Source organism: Pseudonocardia sediminis (genome assembly GCF_004217185.1).
Lineage (GTDB): Bacteria > Actinomycetota > Actinomycetes > Mycobacteriales > Pseudonocardiaceae > Pseudonocardia > Pseudonocardia sediminis.
The window spans coordinates 5,356,006-5,372,817 of record NZ_SHKL01000001.1 but is presented as its reverse complement, the minus strand read 5'-3'; the positions used below and the strand labels follow the sequence as shown (position 1 = coordinate 5,372,817).

The 16,812-nt window shown below is 74.1% G+C and carries 19 protein-coding genes; 9 read left to right on the top strand and 10 right to left on the bottom strand.

Annotated elements, in window-relative coordinates; translation table 11 throughout:
- Positions 1 to 42 precede the first annotated feature (42 nt).
- Positions 43 to 858, bottom strand: coding sequence for a TrmH family RNA methyltransferase (locus EV383_RS25100; protein WP_130292212.1), 816 nt, complete (start codon positions 856 to 858; stop codon positions 43 to 45).
- Between EV383_RS25100 and EV383_RS25095 the strand changes: the two genes are divergently transcribed.
- Both EV383_RS25095 and EV383_RS25090 read left to right on the top strand, forming a co-directional pair.
- Positions 857 to 2,287 carry a WS/DGAT/MGAT family O-acyltransferase gene (locus EV383_RS25095; RefSeq protein ID WP_130292211.1) on the top strand — a complete coding sequence of 477 codons (1,431 nt, stop codon included), beginning with the start codon at positions 857 to 859 and terminating at the stop codon, positions 2,285 to 2,287. The two genes, EV383_RS25100 and EV383_RS25095, sit on opposite strands and share 2 nt — an antisense overlap.
- 28 nt (positions 2,288 to 2,315) lie before the next feature.
- A complete protein-coding gene (locus tag EV383_RS25090) occupies positions 2,316 to 2,822 on the top strand; it encodes a DUF6912 family protein (RefSeq protein WP_130292210.1) in 507 nt (168 codons plus the stop codon).
- 9 nt (positions 2,823 to 2,831) lie between these two features.
- On the opposite strand, the gene EV383_RS25085 is transcribed toward EV383_RS25090, so the two are convergent.
- Positions 2,832 to 3,641: a helix-turn-helix transcriptional regulator gene (locus EV383_RS25085; RefSeq protein ID WP_207223653.1), complete on the bottom strand. Its 810-nt coding sequence runs from the start codon at positions 3,639 to 3,641 to the stop codon at positions 2,832 to 2,834.
- 170 nt (positions 3,642 to 3,811) lie between these two features.
- On the bottom strand, positions 3,812 to 4,645 hold the full coding sequence (locus EV383_RS25080; RefSeq protein ID WP_130292209.1) for a crotonase/enoyl-CoA hydratase family protein: 834 nt from the start codon (positions 4,643 to 4,645) through the stop codon (positions 3,812 to 3,814).
- Between the two features lie 106 nt (positions 4,646 to 4,751).
- Here EV383_RS25080 and EV383_RS25075 point away from each other — a divergent pair, with 106 nt between their 5' ends.
- Positions 4,752 to 5,711 (top strand): SMP-30/gluconolactonase/LRE family protein, encoded by a 960-nt coding sequence (locus tag EV383_RS25075; protein ID WP_207223652.1) that lies wholly within the window; start codon positions 4,752 to 4,754, stop codon positions 5,709 to 5,711.
- A gap of 16 nt (positions 5,712 to 5,727) precedes the next feature.
- On the opposite strand, the gene EV383_RS25070 is transcribed toward EV383_RS25075, so the two are convergent.
- The 3 genes from EV383_RS25070 to aroA all read right to left on the bottom strand — a co-directional run bounded on the left by EV383_RS25070 (position 5,728) and on the right by aroA (position 8,932).
- Entirely contained in the window at positions 5,728 to 6,564 is an 837-nt protein-coding gene (locus tag EV383_RS25070; RefSeq protein WP_130292208.1) for an SCO4651 family lipoprotein, read from the bottom strand.
- Positions 6,565 to 6,636: 72 nt separating this feature from the next.
- A complete protein-coding gene (gene rsgA, locus EV383_RS25065; RefSeq protein WP_130292207.1) occupies positions 6,637 to 7,641 on the bottom strand; it encodes a ribosome small subunit-dependent GTPase A in 1,005 nt (334 codons plus the stop codon).
- 19 nt (positions 7,642 to 7,660) lie between these two features.
- The gene (gene aroA / locus EV383_RS25060; protein WP_242623509.1) at positions 7,661 to 8,932 is read right to left on the bottom strand and encodes a 3-phosphoshikimate 1-carboxyvinyltransferase; all 1,272 of its coding nucleotides are present in this window, start codon (positions 8,930 to 8,932) and stop codon (positions 7,661 to 7,663) included.
- Positions 8,933 to 9,106: 174 nt separating this feature from the next.
- On the opposite strand from aroA, the gene EV383_RS25055 reads away from it, so the two are divergent.
- Positions 9,107 to 9,925, top strand: a complete 819-nt coding sequence (locus EV383_RS25055) for an SOS response-associated peptidase (RefSeq protein WP_130292205.1) — start codon at positions 9,107 to 9,109, stop codon at positions 9,923 to 9,925.
- A 141-nt stretch (positions 9,926 to 10,066) separates the two neighbouring features.
- Entirely contained in the window at positions 10,067 to 10,693 is a 627-nt protein-coding gene (locus EV383_RS25050; RefSeq protein WP_130292204.1) for an alpha/beta hydrolase family protein, read from the top strand.
- A 57-nt stretch (positions 10,694 to 10,750) separates the two neighbouring features.
- On the opposite strand, the gene ybaK is transcribed toward EV383_RS25050, so the two are convergent.
- Positions 10,751 to 11,227, bottom strand: coding sequence for a Cys-tRNA(Pro) deacylase (gene ybaK / locus EV383_RS25045; RefSeq protein ID WP_130292203.1), 477 nt, complete (start codon positions 11,225 to 11,227; stop codon positions 10,751 to 10,753).
- 236 nt (positions 11,228 to 11,463) lie between these two features.
- Between ybaK and EV383_RS25040 the strand changes: the two genes are divergently transcribed.
- Together EV383_RS25040 and rsrA are read left to right on the top strand one after the other, a co-directional pair.
- Positions 11,464 to 12,138, top strand: a complete 675-nt coding sequence (locus EV383_RS25040; protein WP_130292202.1) for a sigma-70 family RNA polymerase sigma factor — start codon at positions 11,464 to 11,466, stop codon at positions 12,136 to 12,138.
- Positions 12,135 to 12,575: a mycothiol system anti-sigma-R factor gene (gene rsrA, locus EV383_RS25035; RefSeq protein ID WP_423213664.1), complete on the top strand. Its 441-nt coding sequence runs from the start codon at positions 12,135 to 12,137 to the stop codon at positions 12,573 to 12,575. The genes EV383_RS25040 and rsrA overlap by 4 nt, the downstream gene beginning before the upstream one ends.
- A gap of 84 nt (positions 12,576 to 12,659) precedes the next feature.
- Here rsrA and EV383_RS33205 read toward each other — a convergent pair whose 3' ends face one another.
- On the bottom strand, positions 12,660 to 12,734 hold the full coding sequence (locus EV383_RS33205) for a 50S ribosomal protein bL37 (protein ID WP_372447449.1): 75 nt from the start codon (positions 12,732 to 12,734) through the stop codon (positions 12,660 to 12,662).
- Between the two features lie 80 nt (positions 12,735 to 12,814).
- Between EV383_RS33205 and EV383_RS25030 the strand changes: the two genes are divergently transcribed.
- Positions 12,815 to 14,347, top strand: coding sequence for a sensor histidine kinase (locus EV383_RS25030; protein ID WP_130292201.1), 1,533 nt, complete (start codon positions 12,815 to 12,817; stop codon positions 14,345 to 14,347).
- A 222-nt stretch (positions 14,348 to 14,569) separates the two neighbouring features.
- Here EV383_RS25030 and EV383_RS25025 read toward each other — a convergent pair whose 3' ends face one another.
- A complete protein-coding gene (locus tag EV383_RS25025) occupies positions 14,570 to 14,821 on the bottom strand; it encodes a WhiB family transcriptional regulator (protein ID WP_130292200.1) in 252 nt (83 codons plus the stop codon).
- Positions 14,822 to 15,242: 421 nt separating this feature from the next.
- Positions 15,243 to 16,193 (bottom strand): diacylglycerol/lipid kinase family protein, encoded by a 951-nt coding sequence (locus EV383_RS25020; protein WP_130292199.1) that lies wholly within the window; start codon positions 16,191 to 16,193, stop codon positions 15,243 to 15,245.
- A gap of 32 nt (positions 16,194 to 16,225) precedes the next feature.
- Between EV383_RS25020 and EV383_RS25015 the strand changes: the two genes are divergently transcribed.
- Complete coding sequence (locus tag EV383_RS25015) at positions 16,226 to 16,648, top strand: hypothetical protein (protein ID WP_130292198.1); 423 nt, start codon at positions 16,226 to 16,228, stop codon at positions 16,646 to 16,648.
- Positions 16,649 to 16,812 lie beyond the last annotated feature (164 nt).

Genomic DNA, 16,812 nt, shown 5'->3' with positions numbered 1-16,812 from the left:
CCTAGGTCGGCGCGCGGCCCGCGCCGACCCGCCGGACGGGCGTCAGCGGCGGCGCAGCAGCTCGTAGGCCGCGACGGCGCCGGCGCTGGCGACGTTGAGGCTCTCCACCCCGCCGAACATCGGGATCGACAGGATCCCGTCGCACTGCGCGGCGACGGCGTCGGTGAGCCCGTCGGTCTCGTTGCCCAGCACCAGCGCCACCCGGTGGCCCAGCTCGGCGTCCATCAGCGACTCGCCCCCGGCGGCCAGGCCGTACACGGCGAAACCGGCCTCGCGCAGCTGCGCCACGCCCTGCTCGGCGGTCGGCGCGCGCAGCACCGGGGCGCTGAACGCGACCCCGGCCGAGGCCTTGACCACCAGCGGGTCGATCGCCGGGACGCCGTGGCGGGGGAGCAGCACCCCGTCCAGACCGGCGGCGGTAGCGCTGCGCAGCAGCATCCCGACGTTCGACGGGTTCGTCACCGCGTCCAGGACCAGCACCGACGCGCCGCGCCGCTCGCCGAGGTCGGACAGGAACACCGGCAGCGGCGCCATCCGCGGCGCGACGACGTCGGCGAGCACGCCCTGGTCGTGGCGGCCGTTGCCGGCCAGCACCTTCACCCGGTGCGCGCTGGCCCGCTGCAGCTCGACGCCGCGTCCGCGGCACGCGTCGGAGATCTCCCGGGCGGACCCGCCGCGGACGGTGTCGGCCAGGATGACCTTGTCCACGGTCAGGTCGGGGTCCGACAGCGCCTCGAGCACCGGCTTGCGCCCGTAGACGGTCACGAAGCGGTCCTTGGGGGAGGTCGGCTCTGCCACGCCGAGCAGCCTTGCACGCCCACGAGCGGACCCGGACGGCGCACGTAGGATCACGGCCATGCCGTCCCGGCTCTCCGCGCTCGACGCCTCGTTCCTCTACCTGGAGGAGTCCACGACCCCGATGCACGTCGGCGGGGTCTCCATCTTCCGACGCCCGAACAGCGGCTTCGACTACGACCGGCTCGTCGAGCTGATCGAGCAGCGGATCGCGCTCGTGCCGCGCTACCGGCAGAAGGTCCGTGGCGTCCCGGGCAACCTGGCCCGCCCGGTCTGGGTCGACGACGCCGAGTTCGACATCGCCTACCACGTGCGCCGCTCCGCGCTGCCGCACCCGGGCAGCGAGGCCCAGCTCACCGACCTGGTCGCGCGCCTGATGTCGCGCCCGCTCGACCACACCCGGCCGCTGTGGGAGATGTACCTGATCGAGAACCTGGAGCCGTCCGGGCGGGGGAAGACCGGCCGGATCGCGGTGCTGACCAAGACCCACCAGGCGATGGTGGACGGGATCTCCGCGATCGACATCGGTCAGGTGATCCTGGACGTCTCCGCGCAGCCCCGCGACGTCCCGGACGAGCTGTGGATGCCCCGCCCGGAGCCCTCGGACGGGCAGCTCGTGCTCGACGCGCTCGGCGAGGCCGTCACCCGTCCCGGCGAGGTGGTGGACAACGTCCGCGCCGCGGCCGGCGACGCGATGGCCACCGCGACGAAGGTCGTCGGCGCCGCCGGGAAGATCCTGACGATGGCGCGCACCGCCAGCCGCCGCGCGCCCGGGCTGCCGCTGAACGCCGAGATCTCCACCCAGCGCCGGTTCGCGGTCGCGCGCACCGACCTGGAGGACTACCGCAAGGTCCGCAGCGCCTACGGCTGCGACGTCAACGACGTCGTCCTCGCCGTGATCTCCGGCGCGCTGCGGAACTGGCTGCTCTCCCGCGGCGAGCCGGTGGTCGGGTCGTCGTCGGTGCGGGCGATGGTGCCGCTGTCGGTGCGCGGCGAGGGCGACGTGCCCAGCTCCGCGGCGGGCGGGTCGCTCGGCAACCGGGTGGCCTCGTTCCTGGTCGACCTGCCGGTCGGCGAGCCGAGCCCGCTGGTGCGCCTGCACCAGGTCTCGCACTCCATGCGCGAGCACACCGACACCGGGCGCTCGGTCGGCGCGGACACGCTCGTGCGGATCGGCGGGTTCGCCCCGCCCACGCTGCACGCGCTGGGTGCGCGGGCGGCGAGCGTCATGTCGCGGCACATCTTCAACCTGGTCGTGACGAACGTGCCCGGGCCGCAGTTCCCGCTCTACGCGGCCGGCGCGCAGATGCTGGAGATGTTCCCGGTCGTGCCGCTGGCCAAGGGCCAGGCCGTCGCGATCGGTCTGACCAGCTACGACGGCGGTGTCTACTACGGTCTCAACGGGGACCGCGACGCCATGCCGGACCTGGACGTCCTCGCCGGGATGGTGCAGGAGTCCCTCGACGAGCTGCTCGGCACGCTCCGTACCTGAGCGCAGCCCCCCGACACCTGGAGTGCCCGTGCGGATCTACCTTCCGGCCACCTGGCCGATGCTCGAGCGGATGGTCTCGACCGGGACGTTCGAGCCGCTCGGCGGCACCGCGTTCGCGCTCACCCCGAAGCTGCGCGAGTCCTACGTCGCCGGTGACGACGAGGAGCTGGAGTACGCCGCGATGAGCGAGGCCGCGCGGGCGTCGCTGCGGCTGCTCTCGGTGGAGATCGGCCTCGGCGAGACCTCCACGCCCGTGCGACGGGTCGTCGTCGCCGCCGACACCGACGACGTCACGCTGCGCCCCGACCTCGACGACGGCGCCGTCCGCGTCACCGGCGCGATCGGGATGGAGAAGATCGCCGCCGTGCACGTCGACCTGCCCGAGGCCGAGCACGCCGTCGGCGAGGCCGCGGGAGCCATCGACAAGGCCGACCTCGGTGACCTGGACGCGGAGTTCCTCGTCGGCGAGGCCGAGGACCACGACCTCGCCTGGTACGCCCCGAGCGAGGTCGCGTTCCTGGTCCAGCTGGGCTGACCCGGACCGTCAGCTCCCGGCCGCGGGGACGAGCGGGACGGGGAGCAGGCCGACCGTCTGCGCCCGGCACACGGCACCGAGCCGGTCGGACACGCCGAGCTTGGCGTAGATCCGCTGCAGATGCTTCTGGACCGTGCGCTCGGAGACGCCCAGGCGGCGCCCGATCGCGGCGGCGGTGAGGGTCCGGGCGAGCAGGCCCAGGACGGCGAGCTCCCGCGGCGTCAGGCGCAGGGCGTCCGCGGCCTCGGCGCCGGCGCTCCCGGCCGGGCCCGACCAGCGGGCGAACGCGCCGACCTGGTGGTCCAGCCCGGTGAGCAGCATCTGCAGCCGCCGCAGCGTCGCCATCTCCTGGGCGGTGAACGGGTCGCTGCGACCGAGCAGGAACCACCGGCGGTCCCTGGGCAGGAACCGGACGGGGATCGACACCTGCTCCTGCACGCCGCCCCACCGCCGGCCGAGCGCTCGCCAGTCCCGCACCGTGCGACGGTCGGCGATGCCGGACGGGACCTCGTCGACCTGCAGGCAGGACCCCAGGCCGGTCAGCCGGTGGTACCGCATGAGCGGGTGCCGGGCGTCCGACTCGTGCACGGCCCAGTGCGTCTGCTCCTCGATGTGGGGGGCGAAGTGCTCCGGGGGCCAGACCCGGCCGCCGAGCGGCCCGCCACCGTGCTGGAAGTGGAACACCGAGCCGGGGGCGTCGAAGGTCCGGACCAGCAGGCGGCACACCTTCTCGTCGGGCAGACAGGTCAGTGGTTGCGTGAGGAGGTCGGCGACGAGGTCGAGCCACTCGCCGTCGCGCTGTGCCGTGCGTGTGCCCATCGGCCGACCTCCGGCGGGCCATCCTCCGCGCCCCGCGACCCTCCCGTCGTCACCACGATTGACGAGGTTCGACGGGCCGCTGATCAGCGGTTCGGCACCGGTCGTGGCCGTCGGTGGCGCCGATCGGGACCCGCCCGGCGATCACCGGGCCGGGCCACGGAGGCCGACCCTCAGACGGGGTCAGTGAACACCGGCGTCCGCTGCTCGAAGCGGGCGGTGACGGCCTCGGCCTGGTTCGGGCTGCCGATCAGGGCGCCGATCTCGGTCTGCTCGGCGGCGAAGCCGGTTCGGAGGTCCTGACGTCCGGCGCCGTCGAGCAGGCGCTTGGCCGCGCGGACGGCGTGCGGGTTGAACCCGGCGATCTCGGCGGCCATGGCCAGGGCCTCGGCGCGCGGGTCGTCGGAGACGCGGGTGCCCAGTCCGAGCGCGACGGCCTCGGTGCCGCTCACCCGGCGTCCGGTCAGTGTGAGCTCCTTGGCGACGTCGCGGCCGACGAGCTCGGGCAGCAGCTGCGAGCCGGTCATGTCCGGGATCAGGCCCCAGCGGATCTCCAGCACCGACAGCACCGCGTCCGGGTGCACGAGCCGGATGTCGGCGCCGAGCGCGATCTGCAGCCCGCCGCCGAGCGCGTGCCCCTGCACCGCGGCGATCACCGGCACCTCGACCGCGGCCCAGGCGTGCGCGGCGCGCTGCCCGGTGGCCTGCGCCGGGCCGTCGGAGGGCGGGAGCGCGACCGAGGCCGACATGCGCTCGCCGGAGCGCATCGCCTTGAACGCGCCGAAGTCGAGCCCGGCGCAGAAGTCCGGGCCGTCCCCGGAGAGCACCACGACCCGCACGCCCGGCGCGGTCCGCAGCGCCTCGCCGGTGTGCACGATCGCGGAGAACATGCCGGCGTCGAGCGCGTTGCGCTTCTCCGGGCGGGACAGCCGGACGTCGGCGACGCCGTCGGTGATCGTGGTGGTGACGCGGGACGGGTCGATGTCGGGTAAGACCGTGTCGGTCATCGGGCTCCTCCTGCTCGGCGGCGGTGCCGTGCCCGCCCGGCGTGCGCCGAGACGATCACCCGTTGCATGCTAGGACCGACCTGCCGACGCCGCGAGGGAGCGACGCATGACCGAGACGCCCGTCCTGCACGAGGTCACCCGCGGCCTGGGGTTCCCGGAGGGCCCGGTCGCGCTCGCCGACGGCTCGGTGCTGCTGGTGGAGATCCGCCGCCGGACGCTGTCGAAGGTGCACCCGGACGGGCGGATCGAGGTCGTCGCGGAGACCGGCGGCGGCCCGAACGGCGCTGCGATCGGCCCGGACGGCGCCGCCTACGTCTGCAACAACGGCGGCTTCGACTGGATCGACCGGCCCGACGGCGTCACCGCACCCGGCCCGCAGCCCGACGACTACATCGGCGGCCGGATCCAGCGCGTCGAGCTGACCGGGCCGGACGCCGGCACCGTCACCGACCTCTACACCTCCTGCGACGGCCGTCCGCTGCGCGGCCCGAACGACATCGTCTTCGACGCCGACGGCGGGTTCTGGTTCACCGACCTGGGCAAGCGCCGCGAGCGCGAGACCGACACCGGCGCGCTCTACCACGCACGCGCCGACGGGTCCGGGATCACCGAAGTCGTGCACCCGCTGACCACGCCGAACGGCGTCGGGCTCTCCCCGGACGGGACCCGGCTCTACGTCGCTGAGACCGTCACCGGGCGGGTCTGGTGCTGGGACGTCATCGGGCCCGGGACGCTCGCCCCGCCGTCCGGGATCGACGGACCGGTCGGGCCGGGGGAGTCCGGGCTGCTGCACGGGTTCGGCGGCTACCAGGCGCTGGACTCGCTCGCCGTCGACGGCGCCGGGAACGTCTGCGTCGCCACGCTGGTCACCGGAGCGGTCAGCGTCATCGCCCCGGACGGGACGCTGCTGGACCAGGTCCACCCGCCCGAGCCGGACCCGTTCGTCACCAACATCTGCTTCGCCGGGGCGGGGTCGCGCACCGCGTGGGTCACCTCGTCCGGGCTCGGACGGCTCTACCGCTGCGAGTGGCCCGAACCCGGTCTGGACCTGGCGTTCTCGGCCTGAGCCCCGGGCGGGGGCGTCAGCCCGCCGCGGGCGGCGGGTCGACGCTGACCGGCGTGCCCCAGGAGCGGTAGCCCGCCAGGAGGTCCAGCGTCCCGGCGCCGGGGAGCTCCTGGCGGACGCGGGCGCGCACCGGGCGCTGGTCGGCGTCCACCCAGACCGTGGCGCTGATCCGGGTCAGCCCGCCGCTGACCTGGTTGGTGAGCTGGGTGCGCATCGCCGGGTCGGTCTCCGCGGCGGAGGCGCGGACCAGGTCGACGACGATCGTGTAGCGCACGGTCCGTACGCCGTCGACGTCCTCGTCGACGGCGTCGGAGACGAGGCTCGCGTCGGCGTAGCGCGACACCCCGGACAACGGGTCGGCCGTCCCGGCGAGGTTCGTGGCCAGCGTCGCGTCGGCCCGGTCGGCCGGCGGGATCTCGGCGACGCCGACCTCCAGCCAGCGTCCTGCCGCGCCGGGCACCCGGACCCACGTCCGCCCGCCGGTGCGGACCAGGCCGGTCGTGCGCGGCGTGGCGCCCTCCGGCCCGACCCGCTGGTCGAAGCGGACGGAGACGGCGGCGCCGTCGAACCGCACCGCGCCGTCGCCGGTCACGGCCTGACGGCCGGACGGGCCGTCGAGGGTCCCGTCGAGCGTGGTCAGGGCGCCGCCGTCGGAACGCTGACGGGCGGCGACGGCGGCGAGGAGCGCCCCGGAGTCGTAGTACTTCGGCAGGGCGTTCGGAGCGGCGGCCTGCGGGGGAGTGTCCGGTGTGGCGGCGCAGCCGGCGACCGGGGCCAGAACGAGACCGAGCGCGAGCGCGAGCCGGAGCGCCCCGGACCGGGGACCGCGGGAGCGCCATGATCGACGCGGCACCTCCGACACCCCCTCCCGCACAGGGCCTGACCAGCCCCGGATCAGCGCAGTATCGACACGTGGCTCCGCAGGCTACGCACTCAGTGCCACGAGGATCCGGCGCAGTGCACCGAGTCTGCCGGGCGCCAGACCCCCGGCCGACACCAGGTCGTCCAATGCGCACTCAGGATCGGCGGGCGGCCCGAGATGACCACATCCACGTGGACAGTCCTCGATCGCCGCGGCCAGGTCACCGAACGCGGCGACGACGTCGTCGGCGCTGACGTGCGCGAGCCCGAACGAGCGGACGCCCGGGGTGTCGACGACCCAGCCGTCGGCCAGCGGCAGCGCGATCGCCCCGGTGGTGGTGTGGCGTCCCTTGCCGACGCCCGACACCCGCCCCGTGCTCTGGTCGGCCTCCGGGACGAGTGCGTTCACCAGCGTCGACTTGCCGACGCCGGAGTGCCCGACCAGCGCGCACACCCGCCCCGACATCTCCGCGCCGAGCGCGGCGAGCCCCTCCTCGACGCGGTCGCGTCCGGTGACGACGACCGGGAAGTCCAGGTCGGCGTACTGCGCCGCGAACGGCGCCGGGTCGGTCAGGTCGGACTTGGTCAGGCACAGGACCGGGGTGAGGCCGCCGGCGTAGGCGGCGACCAGGCAGCGGTCGACGAACCCGGAGCGCGGCACCGGGTCGGCCACCGCCGTCACGATGATCAGCCGGTCGGCGTTGGCGACGATCACCCGCTCGAACGCGTCGGTGTCGTCGGCGGTGCGGCGCAGCAGGGTGCGCCGGTCGTGCACCCGCACGATCCGGGCGAGCGTGTCGGTCTCGCCGGAGAGGTCCCCGACGACGTCGACCCGGTCGCCGACGACGATCGGGGTGCGGCCCAGCTCGCGGGCCCGCATGGCGGTGACCGGCGGTCTCGACGGGTCGGCGTCCGGCGCGCAGGTCCAGCGGCCCCGGTCGACGGCGGTGACCATCGCCGGCGAGGCGTCGGCGTGGTCGGGGCGGCGCTTGCTGCGGGGACGGCTACCGCGCCGCCCGGGCCGCACCCGGACGTCGGTCTCGTCGTACTCGCGCGCCTTGCCGCTCATCCGTGTGCCCTGCGCGAGCTCATCCGGTGAGCAGGGCGGACCAGCGCCCCGGGAAGTCCGGGATGGTCTTGTCGGTGCACCCGATGTCGTCGACGACGACGCCGGGCACCCGCAGCCCGACGATCGCGCCGGCCGTCGCCATCCGGTGGTCGGCGTAGGCGCGCCAGGCCCGGTCCGGACGTCCGGCCAGCGGCTTCGGGGTGATCTCCAGGCCGTCCTCGGTCTCGGTCACCGCGCCGCCGAGCTCCGTGATCTCGGTGGCCAGTGCCGCGATCCGGTCCGTCTCGTGGCCGCGGATGTGGGCGATGCCGCGGATCCGCGACGTGCCGTGGGCGAGCGCGGCCAGCGCCGCGACGGTGGGGGCGAGCTCGCTGGCCTCGTGCAGGTCGACGTCGACGCCCTCGAGGTGCTCGGGCCCGGTCACGGTGACGCCGGCCGGCCCGGTCTCGACGCGCGCGCCGAACCGTTCGAGTACCGGCAGGATCTCGACGCCGGGCTGGGTGGTCTCGTCCGGCCAGCCGGAGACGGTGACGGTGCCCCCGGTCGCGGCGGCCGCGGCCAGGAACACCGCGGCGTTGGACAGGTCCGGCTCGATCGTCCAGTCCCGCACGGCGACCGGGCCGGGGTGCACCCGCCAGACGTCGGGTCCGGCGCCGGTGCTGCGGTCCTCCACGGTGACGCCCGCGGCGCGCAGCATCGCGACCGTCATGTCGATGTGCGGCTGCGACGGGACGGGCTTGCCGTCGTGCAGGACGGTGACGCCCTCGTCGTACCCGGCGCCGGAGAGCAGCAGCCCGGAGACGAACTGCGACGACGCCGACGCGTCGATGGTCACCGTCCCGCCGCGCACCGACCCGGTGCCGTCGATCAGGAACGGCAGCGCGTCGTGCTCGCCCTGGCGGGTGACGGCGACGCCGAGGTCGCGCAGCGCGCCGAGCACCGTCGCCATCGGCCGTTCGCGGGCGTGCGGGTCGCCGTCGAACCGGACGGCGCCCGTGGCCAAGGCCGCGGCCGGCGGCACGAACCGCATGACGGTCCCGGCCAGACCGCAGTCGACGTCGGCCGGAGCGCCGTCGCCACCACCGCGGAACCCGTCGTGCGCGCCGATCCGGACCTGCTCACCGTGCACGTCCACCGGCACGCCGAGGGCGGCCAGCGCTCCCGTCATCAGCGCGGTGTCGCGGCTGGCCGGGACGCCGTCGACGACGCAGTCACCGCCGGACAGGGCGGCGAGCAGCAGCGCGCGGCTGGTCACCGACTTCGAGCCGGGCGCGAAGACGGTGCCGCTCACGGGGCCGTCGACGGTGGGGGCGGGCCAGCCGGCGGCGGTGGCGCCGGTGCTGTCGGTTCGGGGGACGTCGGTGCGGGGACCTGCGGGGACGGTCACCCGGTCATGATGGCCCATCGGCCGCCCGGGCGATCGGACCAGGTCACCGGGTCGCCCGGTCGTGCCAGGATGGGGAGCATGTGCGGCCGCTACGCCTCCACCAAGGCGCCCACCGATCTCGCCGACGAGTTCCACGCCGTCGACGCCACCGAGGAGTCCTCGGCGCGCGCCGACTACAACGTCGCTCCGACCAAGGACATCACCGTCGTCGTCGAGCGCCACCCGCGCGACGACGACGGCAACCAGGACCCGGACTCCACCGAGCGGACGCTGCGCACGGTCCGCTGGGGCCTGGTCCCGTTCTGGTCCAAGGACCCCTCCGCCGGTGCGCGGATGGTCAACGCCCGCTCCGAGACCGCCGCCGAGAAGCCCTCGTTCCGGCGCGCGCTGGCCTCGCGGCGTTGCCTGTTCCCGGCCGACGGCTGGTACGAGTGGCAGCGCCGCGACGCCGTGCCCGACGCCGACGGGAAGAAGGGCAAGCCGACCAAGCAGCCCTACTTCACCCACTACGCCGACGGGGCCTCGCTGGCCATGGCCGGGATCTGGGAGTTCTGGAAGCCCAAGGACGGCGACCTGGCCGAGCAGTACCCGGACGGCCTGGTCACCGCGTCGGTCCTGACCACCGAGGCGGTCGGGCCGCTGGCACAGGTGCACGACCGGATGCCGCTGGTGCTCGACCCGTCCGCGTGGGAGTCGTGGCTGGACCCGGACGCCGACGCGAAGGACGAGCGGATCACCTCGCTGCTGGTCCCGCCCTCGCCGGAGCTGGTGGCGCGCTTCGAGATCCGGCCGGTGTCCTCGCAGGTCAACAGCGTCCGCAACAACGGCCCCGAGCTGCTGGACCGCCTGCCCGACAGCGAGGTGCGCGAGCCGCTGCAGCTCGACCTGCTCTCGTGAGCCGGCGCACCGCCGACGTGCTCCGTCCCGCGGAGGCACGACGTGCTCCGTCCCGCGGAGGCGCCATGAGCACCGCCGACGTGCTCCGTCCCGCGGAGGCGGCATGAGCACCGCCGACGTGCTCCGTCCCGCGGAGGCGCCATGAGCACCGAGCCGGTCGGGATCGACACCCCGCACGGACCGGCCCGGGTCACGCTGCACCGGGCGACGGGCCGGGCCCGTGCCCTGTTCCTGCTCGGCCACGGCGCCGGTGGCGGGGTGGGCGCACCCGACCTCGTCGTCGCCACGCGGACCGCGACGGCCCGGGGCGTGCACGTCGGACTCGTCGAGCAGCCCTACCGTGTCGCCGGCCGTCGTGCCCCGGCCCCGGCGAAGCAGCTCGACGCGGCGTGGCTGGCCGTCGTCGCCGCGGCGCGGGCGGGGGAGCTGGGCGTGGACAGGCGCGGCCGGTTGCCGCTGCTCGCCGGTGGCCGCAGCTCGGGAGCCCGGGTGGCCTGCCGGACGGCGGGCGGGGCCGGGGCGTCCGGCGTGCTCTGCCTGGCCTTCCCGGTGCACCCGCCGGGCAAGCCGGACAAGGACCGGATGCCCGAGCTGGACGGCGTCGAGGTGCCGGTACTGGTCGTGCAGGGCCGCCGCGACCCCTTCGGATGCCCGGAGCCCGCCGCGTCCCGCGACGTCGTCGTGCTCGACGGCGACCACTCCCTCAAGGCCGACCCCGACGGCGTCCGCGACGCGATCGACACCTGGCTCACCCACCTCCTCCCCTGAGCGCCCCGCCCGGTGCCCCGCTCCCTGAACCGGGACCGGGTGGGCGGCGGGGAGGGGTCAGGTCGCGGCGATGGGGGCGACCGTGGCGGTGGTGAGGGCGATCAGGTCGTCGGGGGCGAGCTCGATCTCCAGACCCCGGCGGCCGCCGCTGCAGTAGAGCGTCTCGTGATCGCGGACCGAGGCGTCGATCACGGTGGGCAGGCGCTTGCGCTGACCGAGCGGGGAGATCCCTCCCGCGACGTAGCCGGTGGTGCGTTCGGCGTCGGTGACGTCGGCCATCGTCGCCCGCTTTCCGCCGACGGCCGCGGCCAGAGCCTTGAGGTCCAGCGTGCTGGTGACGGGCACGATCCCGACCGTCATCGTGCCGTCCACCAGCGCGACGAGGGTCTTGAACACCCGTCGCGGATCCTGGCCGAGCGCGTCCGCGGCCTCGGTCCCGTAGACCGCCCCGTCGCGGTGGGTGTACGTGTGCACCCGATGGGTGATCTTCTTCGTGGTCAGCAGTGCCGTCGCCGGCGTGCCCCGTCCCGCCATCGTGCTCCCTCCGTCGCCGGACAACCTAGGACGTCGGCGGATGCGGAGTCGCGGGGAATGTGCGGGGGCACCGGGTGGTTACACCTGACGTGAGCAACGCTGTGATGGAGGCGCCGTCGACCGGCCGTCGGCGGCGTGTACGCGTACCCTCTGAGCGGTCCGGGACGGCGGGAACACCGCCGGTCACCGTGCGGGGGATCGCCTCGAGCGGCCCCGCGTCGCTGGAGAGGGGTTCGGTGCCGGAGAAGGAACAGGCGGGTACCGCCGAGGAGCCGCGTGGGGTCGACGTCGTCGACGCCCCCGAGGAGACCCCGGAGGTCGAGGAGACCGAGTCGGAACGGGTCGCGCGGTTCGAGCGCGACGCCATGCCGTTGATCGACCAGCTCTACGGCGCCGCGCTGCGCATGACGCGCAACCCGGCCGACGCCGAGGACCTGGTGCAGGAGACGTTCCTGAAGGCCTACTCGGCGTTCAGGACGTTCCGCCGGGGCACCAACCTCAAGGCCTGGCTGTACCGGATCCTGACCAACACCTACATCAACGGGTACCGGAAGAAGCAGCGTCAGCCGCTGCAGTCGCCGACCGACGAGATCACCGACTACCAGCTGGCCCAGGCCGGGGAGCACAGCTCCACCGGGCTCCGCTCGGCCGAGGTCGAGGCGATGGACGCGCTTCCGGACACCGACGTGAAGGCCGCGCTGCAGCAGTTGCCGGAGGACTTCCGGATGGCGGTCTACCTGGCCGACGTCGAGGGGTTCGCCTACAAGGAGATCGCCGAGATCATGGGCACGCCGATCGGGACCGTGATGTCCCGGTTGCACCGTGGCCGGCGCCAGCTGCGCGACATGCTGACCGACGTCGCGCGCGAGCGTGGCTTCGCGCGGGGCGCGCAGGAGGTGACGACGAGGTGAGCGCGAGCGACGAGACCCCGTCCTCCGAGCGGGGACAGGGCGACGAGACCGGACCCTGCTCGGCGGGGTCGCCCGGGGCGAAGGCCCAGAACCCCATGGCTCGCCATCCGATGACCGGCGGTACCGGTTGCTCGGAGGTGCTGGCCGAAGTGTGGCTGTTCCTGGACAGGGAGTGCGACGACCACCGGCGCGCGGTGCTCGAGCAGCACCTCGACGAGTGCGCACCGTGCCTGTCCGAGTACGGGATCGACGAGAAGCTCAAGGCGCTGCTGGCCCGCAAGTGCGGTGGTGAGCTGGCGCCGGACGGGCTCAAGGACCGGCTGCGCTCCCAGATCCGCTCCGCGGTGCTGGAGCAGGCCTCGGTCAGCGTCGAGTCCGGCCCCGACGGCACCACGGTGGCCGTGACCACCAGCCGGATCGAGCAGCACCGGCTCTAGCCCGCGCGGGCATCACGAACGACGAACGGCGGGCGGCACCCCTCACAGGGTGGCCGCCCGCCGTTCGTCGTGTGTGAGGCGAACTCAGGTGTTCGGCTTCTTGCCGTGGTTCGCCTTCTTCTTGCCGCGGTCGCGACGCTTGCGGGCGCGCTTCGACATGCGTGCTCCCTCCCTCTGGAACGACCCGACCCTGTTCGGCGAGTTCGGTACCCATTCTCGCATGTGATGGGATGGCGGCCGTGACCACGCTGAGCGAGCTGCTCGCCGAGCACACCCGGATGCACGGCGAGACCGTCGACCACCTCCAGCGGGTGGTGTCGGAGTGGCAGTTGCTCGCCGACATGTCGTTCGCCGACTTCCTGCTCTGGGTGCCGCTGGACGAACCCTCCACACCGGACGGCGCCGACGCCCCGCCCCGCGCTGCGGGCAGCGCCTTCCTGTGCGTGGCGCAGGCCAGGCCCACCACGGCCCCCACCGCGCACCCGGACGACGTGGTGGGCAAGCGCGCGGCCGCGGTCGAGGTCGGGCAGCTGCGCCGCGCCGTCACCGAGGGCCGGATCTGCCGCGACGACGACCCGCGCTGGCACCTGGAGGTTCCCGTCCGCCGGGAGACGATCCCGGTCCGCCAGGGCGGGCGCACCGTCGCCGTCCTGTCCCGCGACACGAACCTGGCCACCCCGCGGGTCCCGAGCCCGTTGGAGATCGCCTACCTGGGCAGCGCGTCCGACCTGTGCCAGATGATCGTCGACGGCACGTTCCCGCAGTCCGTGCCGCTCGGCAGCACCGAGGGCAGCCCGCGCGCCGGGGACGGCCTGGTCCGGCTCGACGTGCACGGCAACGTCGCCTACGCCAGCCCGAACGCGCTCTCGGCGTACCACCGGATGGGGCACGCGAGCGACGTCGCGGGCACCGAGCTGGCCGTGGTGACCCGCCGGCTGGTGCTCGACCCCTTCGAGGCCGCCGACGTCGCCACGAAGATCACCGAGGCGCTGGAGGGCAAGGCGTCACCCCGGATGGAGATCCGCGGGCGCCGGGCGTCGATGGTGGTCCGTTCGCTGCCGCTGCGCCCGCGTGGCGACCCCGCGGGGGCGTTGGTGCTGGTCCGTGACGTCACCGACCTGCGCCGGCGGGACATGGCCCTGCTCAGCAAGGACGCGACGATCCGGGAGATCCATCACCGGGTCAAGAACAACCTGCAGACGGTCGCGGCCCTGCTGCGGATGCAGTCGCGGCGCAGCGCCCACCCCGAGGCCACGCGTGCGCTCGAGGAGAGCGTCCGGCGGGTCACCTCGATCGCGCTGGTGCACGAGGCGCTCGCCTACTCCGTCGCCGAGACCGTCGAGCTCGACGCGCTGCTGGAGAAGGTGCTGCCGGCCATCCGCGACGGCGCGACGGCCGAGGCCCGGGCCCGCGTGCGGGTCGAGGGCGGGTTCGGCACCCTGCCCGCCGGGCGGGCCACACCGCTCGTCCTGGTGCTCACCGAGCTGGTGCACAACGCGCTCGCGCACGCCTACGACCAGGGCGAGTCCGGCGAGGTCGTGGTCTCGGCGCGCCGCTCCGCGGGCTGGCTCGAGGTGGCGGTGTCCGACGACGGGCACGGCATGCCGGAGGGCTTCGACGTGGAGACGGCGCAGGGACTGGGCCTGCAGATCGTGCGCACGCTGCTGACCTCCGAGCTCGAGGCCACGCTCCGGATGGGCGCCCGCGAGGGCGGCGGCACCGAGGCGCTGATCAGGCTGCCCCTGGGCGGGTCGCCGAACGGCAGCGGATAGGCTCTCCCCATGACCGATGACCCCGGTGCCGAGGTCGCGCCGGCACCGTGTTCATCGGTTCGTTCCGGGGGTGGCCCTAGCAGAAAGGGCGCTACACCGACCCGGAACGAGAACCGCGGGCCCGCTGCCGGTGGCATCCGGCTGCGGGCCCGCGGTGGGGGAGCGTTCTGTTCTTCGTACGACTCGAACTGTTCAGGCGATTCCGCCCGGTTCGAGGGTCCCTCAGGCAGTGTAGGAACGGGTGCGGGTGCTGCGCCGCTTCAGGGCGCGCCGCTCGTCCTCGCTCATACCGCCCCAGACTCCCGCGTCCTGGCCGCTCTCGAGCGCCCAGGCCAGGCAGGACTCGGTCACCGGGCAGCGCCGGCAGACCGTCTTGGCCTCGGCGATCTGCATCAGGGCGGGGCCGCTCGTCCCGACAGGGAAGAACAGCTCGGGGTCCTCGTCGCGGCAGATCGCGTCGTGACGCCAATCCATGATTTCTGTGCTCCTCGTTGTGCGCGATCGGGGTCGCGCCGATCGACTGCGTACTTACGGTCTTTCCGCCGCTTGTGAATGGTTTCACGAGCGCGGTCCGTCTTCAAGGGAAACGGACTGGTTCAAGCGTGAGCGGCCTCACCGGCACTCACATGCCGGGTGGTCGGAACTGTGCTGTTCCGTCCGGGCCAAGCTCTTCCCAGTGTCCCCGCCCAACAGCGAAACGGCTACCCGAATCCCTGTAGGACCAAACACCCCGGGCCTCGCTGCCCGTGGTCCCTTGCTGCGTAGGACCACCTTGGATCACCGTTTGGCCAGGTGCGAGCCCCAACGGGATCGGCGGTCCACGTCCATCGGTGAATGGTGTTGTGGTCACCCCAGTGAGTGATCACCGGCCCCCGACTGCGGCGAACTGCCTATCTCACACGACGACGCGTAACGAAGCGGGCACGCTGAGGAACTCCACATCGGTGCGTTCTCCCAGGTGGTCGCCATCGAGCTGCAGCGCCAGCGGAGTGTCACTGGTGATCCGGACGAGCGGTACCGCGTCCTGTCGAACGACGTGGCGGCCGTGCGGATTCCCGTCGCTGGACAGGATCTGGCCCAGAACGGCTGCGATCGTGCGCGGGCCGAGGCTGCGCAGGGCGAACAGCCCCAGCCCGCTGCCGAACGACGAGCGGGGGTTGGTCCGGACGGCCCGCCCGGACAGGAACGTCCACGGATCGGTGTTGCTGACGAACGCGAGCTTGACCCCGGGCAGCGGGTCGGCGCCCGGGATGTGCACCGTCATCGACGGCGGGCGGCGCAACTGAGCGAGGTACTGGGCGAGCGCGGTGACGGCGTACCGCCCGGGGCTCGCCTCGTGCCCCTGGGCCCGGGCGCGCTCGACGGCGGCGACGACGTCGGCGTCCCACCCCATCCCGGCGTTGAACGTGAACCACCGGTCGTCGGCGTGCCCGAGGCCGACCATTCGGTGCCGGCGGGCGGCCAGGGCGCTGAGCACGTGCCCGGTGGCCTCCACCGGGTCGCGCGGCATGCCCAGGGCGCGGGCGAACACGTTGGCCGAGCCGCCCGGGACGACGGCGAGCATCGCGGTCGCCTCGGCGTCCGGGCGCGGGGCGGTGGTGCCGGTGCCGGTCTGGTCGGCGAGCAGGCCGTTGACGACCTCGTTGACGGTGCCGTCGCCACCGAGGGCGACGACGAGCTCGACGCCGTCGCGGACGGCGGCGGCCGTGCCCTCGGCCGCATGCCCCCGGTAGCGCGTCTGCAGCACCTCCAGCTTGAGCTCGCTGGCCAATGCGTGCGTCAGCACGTCCCGCCCGGCGGCGGTGGTCGACGTGGCCTGCGGGTTGACCACGAGCAGCGCGCGCACCCGGCGAGGGTAGCGCCGCCTATTCTCGAGCCATGACTACCGGCAGCCCCCGCATGCCCGACGTGGCGCCGCAGAACGTCCGTGTGGCCGGCGCGCTGGTCGCCGCCCAGGGTGCCGTCGCCGTCGTGTTCGCGGTGGTGCTCGCCGTCCGGGCCTTCGGTGCCGGGGGGCAGGCGATGTCCCTGGGGCTGGCCGAGGGGGCGTTCTTCCTGCTCGTGGGGGCCGCGGTGGTGGCGATCGGCCTCGGGCTCGTCCGCGGGAAGCGCGGTGTCCGCACGCCGGCGATCGTGATCCAGCTCCTGCTGCTGCCCGCCGTCTACAGCCTGATCGGCCCATCGGGGCAGCTGCTGCTCGGGATCGTCGCCGGGGTCGTGGTGATCCTCACGTTCCTGCTGCTGATCAGCGACCAGGCCCGCCGGTGGTCGATGGGTGACGACTATCCCGACGAGGCCTGAGGCCCCGCCCGCTCCGACCCGCCCGCTCCGACCCGCCCGCTCCGACCCGCCCGCTCCGACCCGCCCGCTCCGGCCCGCCCGCTCCGGCCCGGCGCGACGGGAAGGGGCGTCGGCGGGCTTCGTCGCGGGCCCCGTCGTGGGGTCCGGGCGCCCCGATCCCGCGG

Coding starts and splice junctions, on each gene's coding strand:
- EV383_RS25095 (WP_130292211.1), top strand. CDS start 857: ATGCCGTCCCGGCTCTCCGCGCTCGACGCCTCGTTCCTCTACCTGGAG.
- EV383_RS25100 (WP_130292212.1), bottom strand. CDS start 858: ATGGCCGTGATCCTACGTGCGCCGTCCGGGTCCGCTCGTGGGCGTGCA.
- EV383_RS25085 (WP_207223653.1), bottom strand. CDS start 3,641: ATGGGCACACGCACGGCACAGCGCGACGGCGAGTGGCTCGACCTCGTC.
- EV383_RS25080 (WP_130292209.1), bottom strand. CDS start 4,645: ATGACCGACACGGTCTTACCCGACATCGACCCGTCCCGCGTCACCACC.
- EV383_RS25075 (WP_207223652.1), top strand. CDS start 4,752: ATGACCGAGACGCCCGTCCTGCACGAGGTCACCCGCGGCCTGGGGTTC.
- rsgA (WP_130292207.1), bottom strand. CDS start 7,641: ATGAGCGGCAAGGCGCGCGAGTACGACGAGACCGACGTCCGGGTGCGG.
- EV383_RS25055 (WP_130292205.1), top strand. CDS start 9,107: ATGTGCGGCCGCTACGCCTCCACCAAGGCGCCCACCGATCTCGCCGAC.
- EV383_RS25050 (WP_130292204.1), top strand. CDS start 10,067: ATGAGCACCGAGCCGGTCGGGATCGACACCCCGCACGGACCGGCCCGG.
- ybaK (WP_130292203.1), bottom strand. CDS start 11,227: ATGGCGGGACGGGGCACGCCGGCGACGGCACTGCTGACCACGAAGAAG.
- EV383_RS25025 (WP_130292200.1), bottom strand. CDS start 14,821: ATGGATTGGCGTCACGACGCGATCTGCCGCGACGAGGACCCCGAGCTG.
- EV383_RS25015 (WP_130292198.1), top strand. CDS start 16,226: ATGACTACCGGCAGCCCCCGCATGCCCGACGTGGCGCCGCAGAACGTC.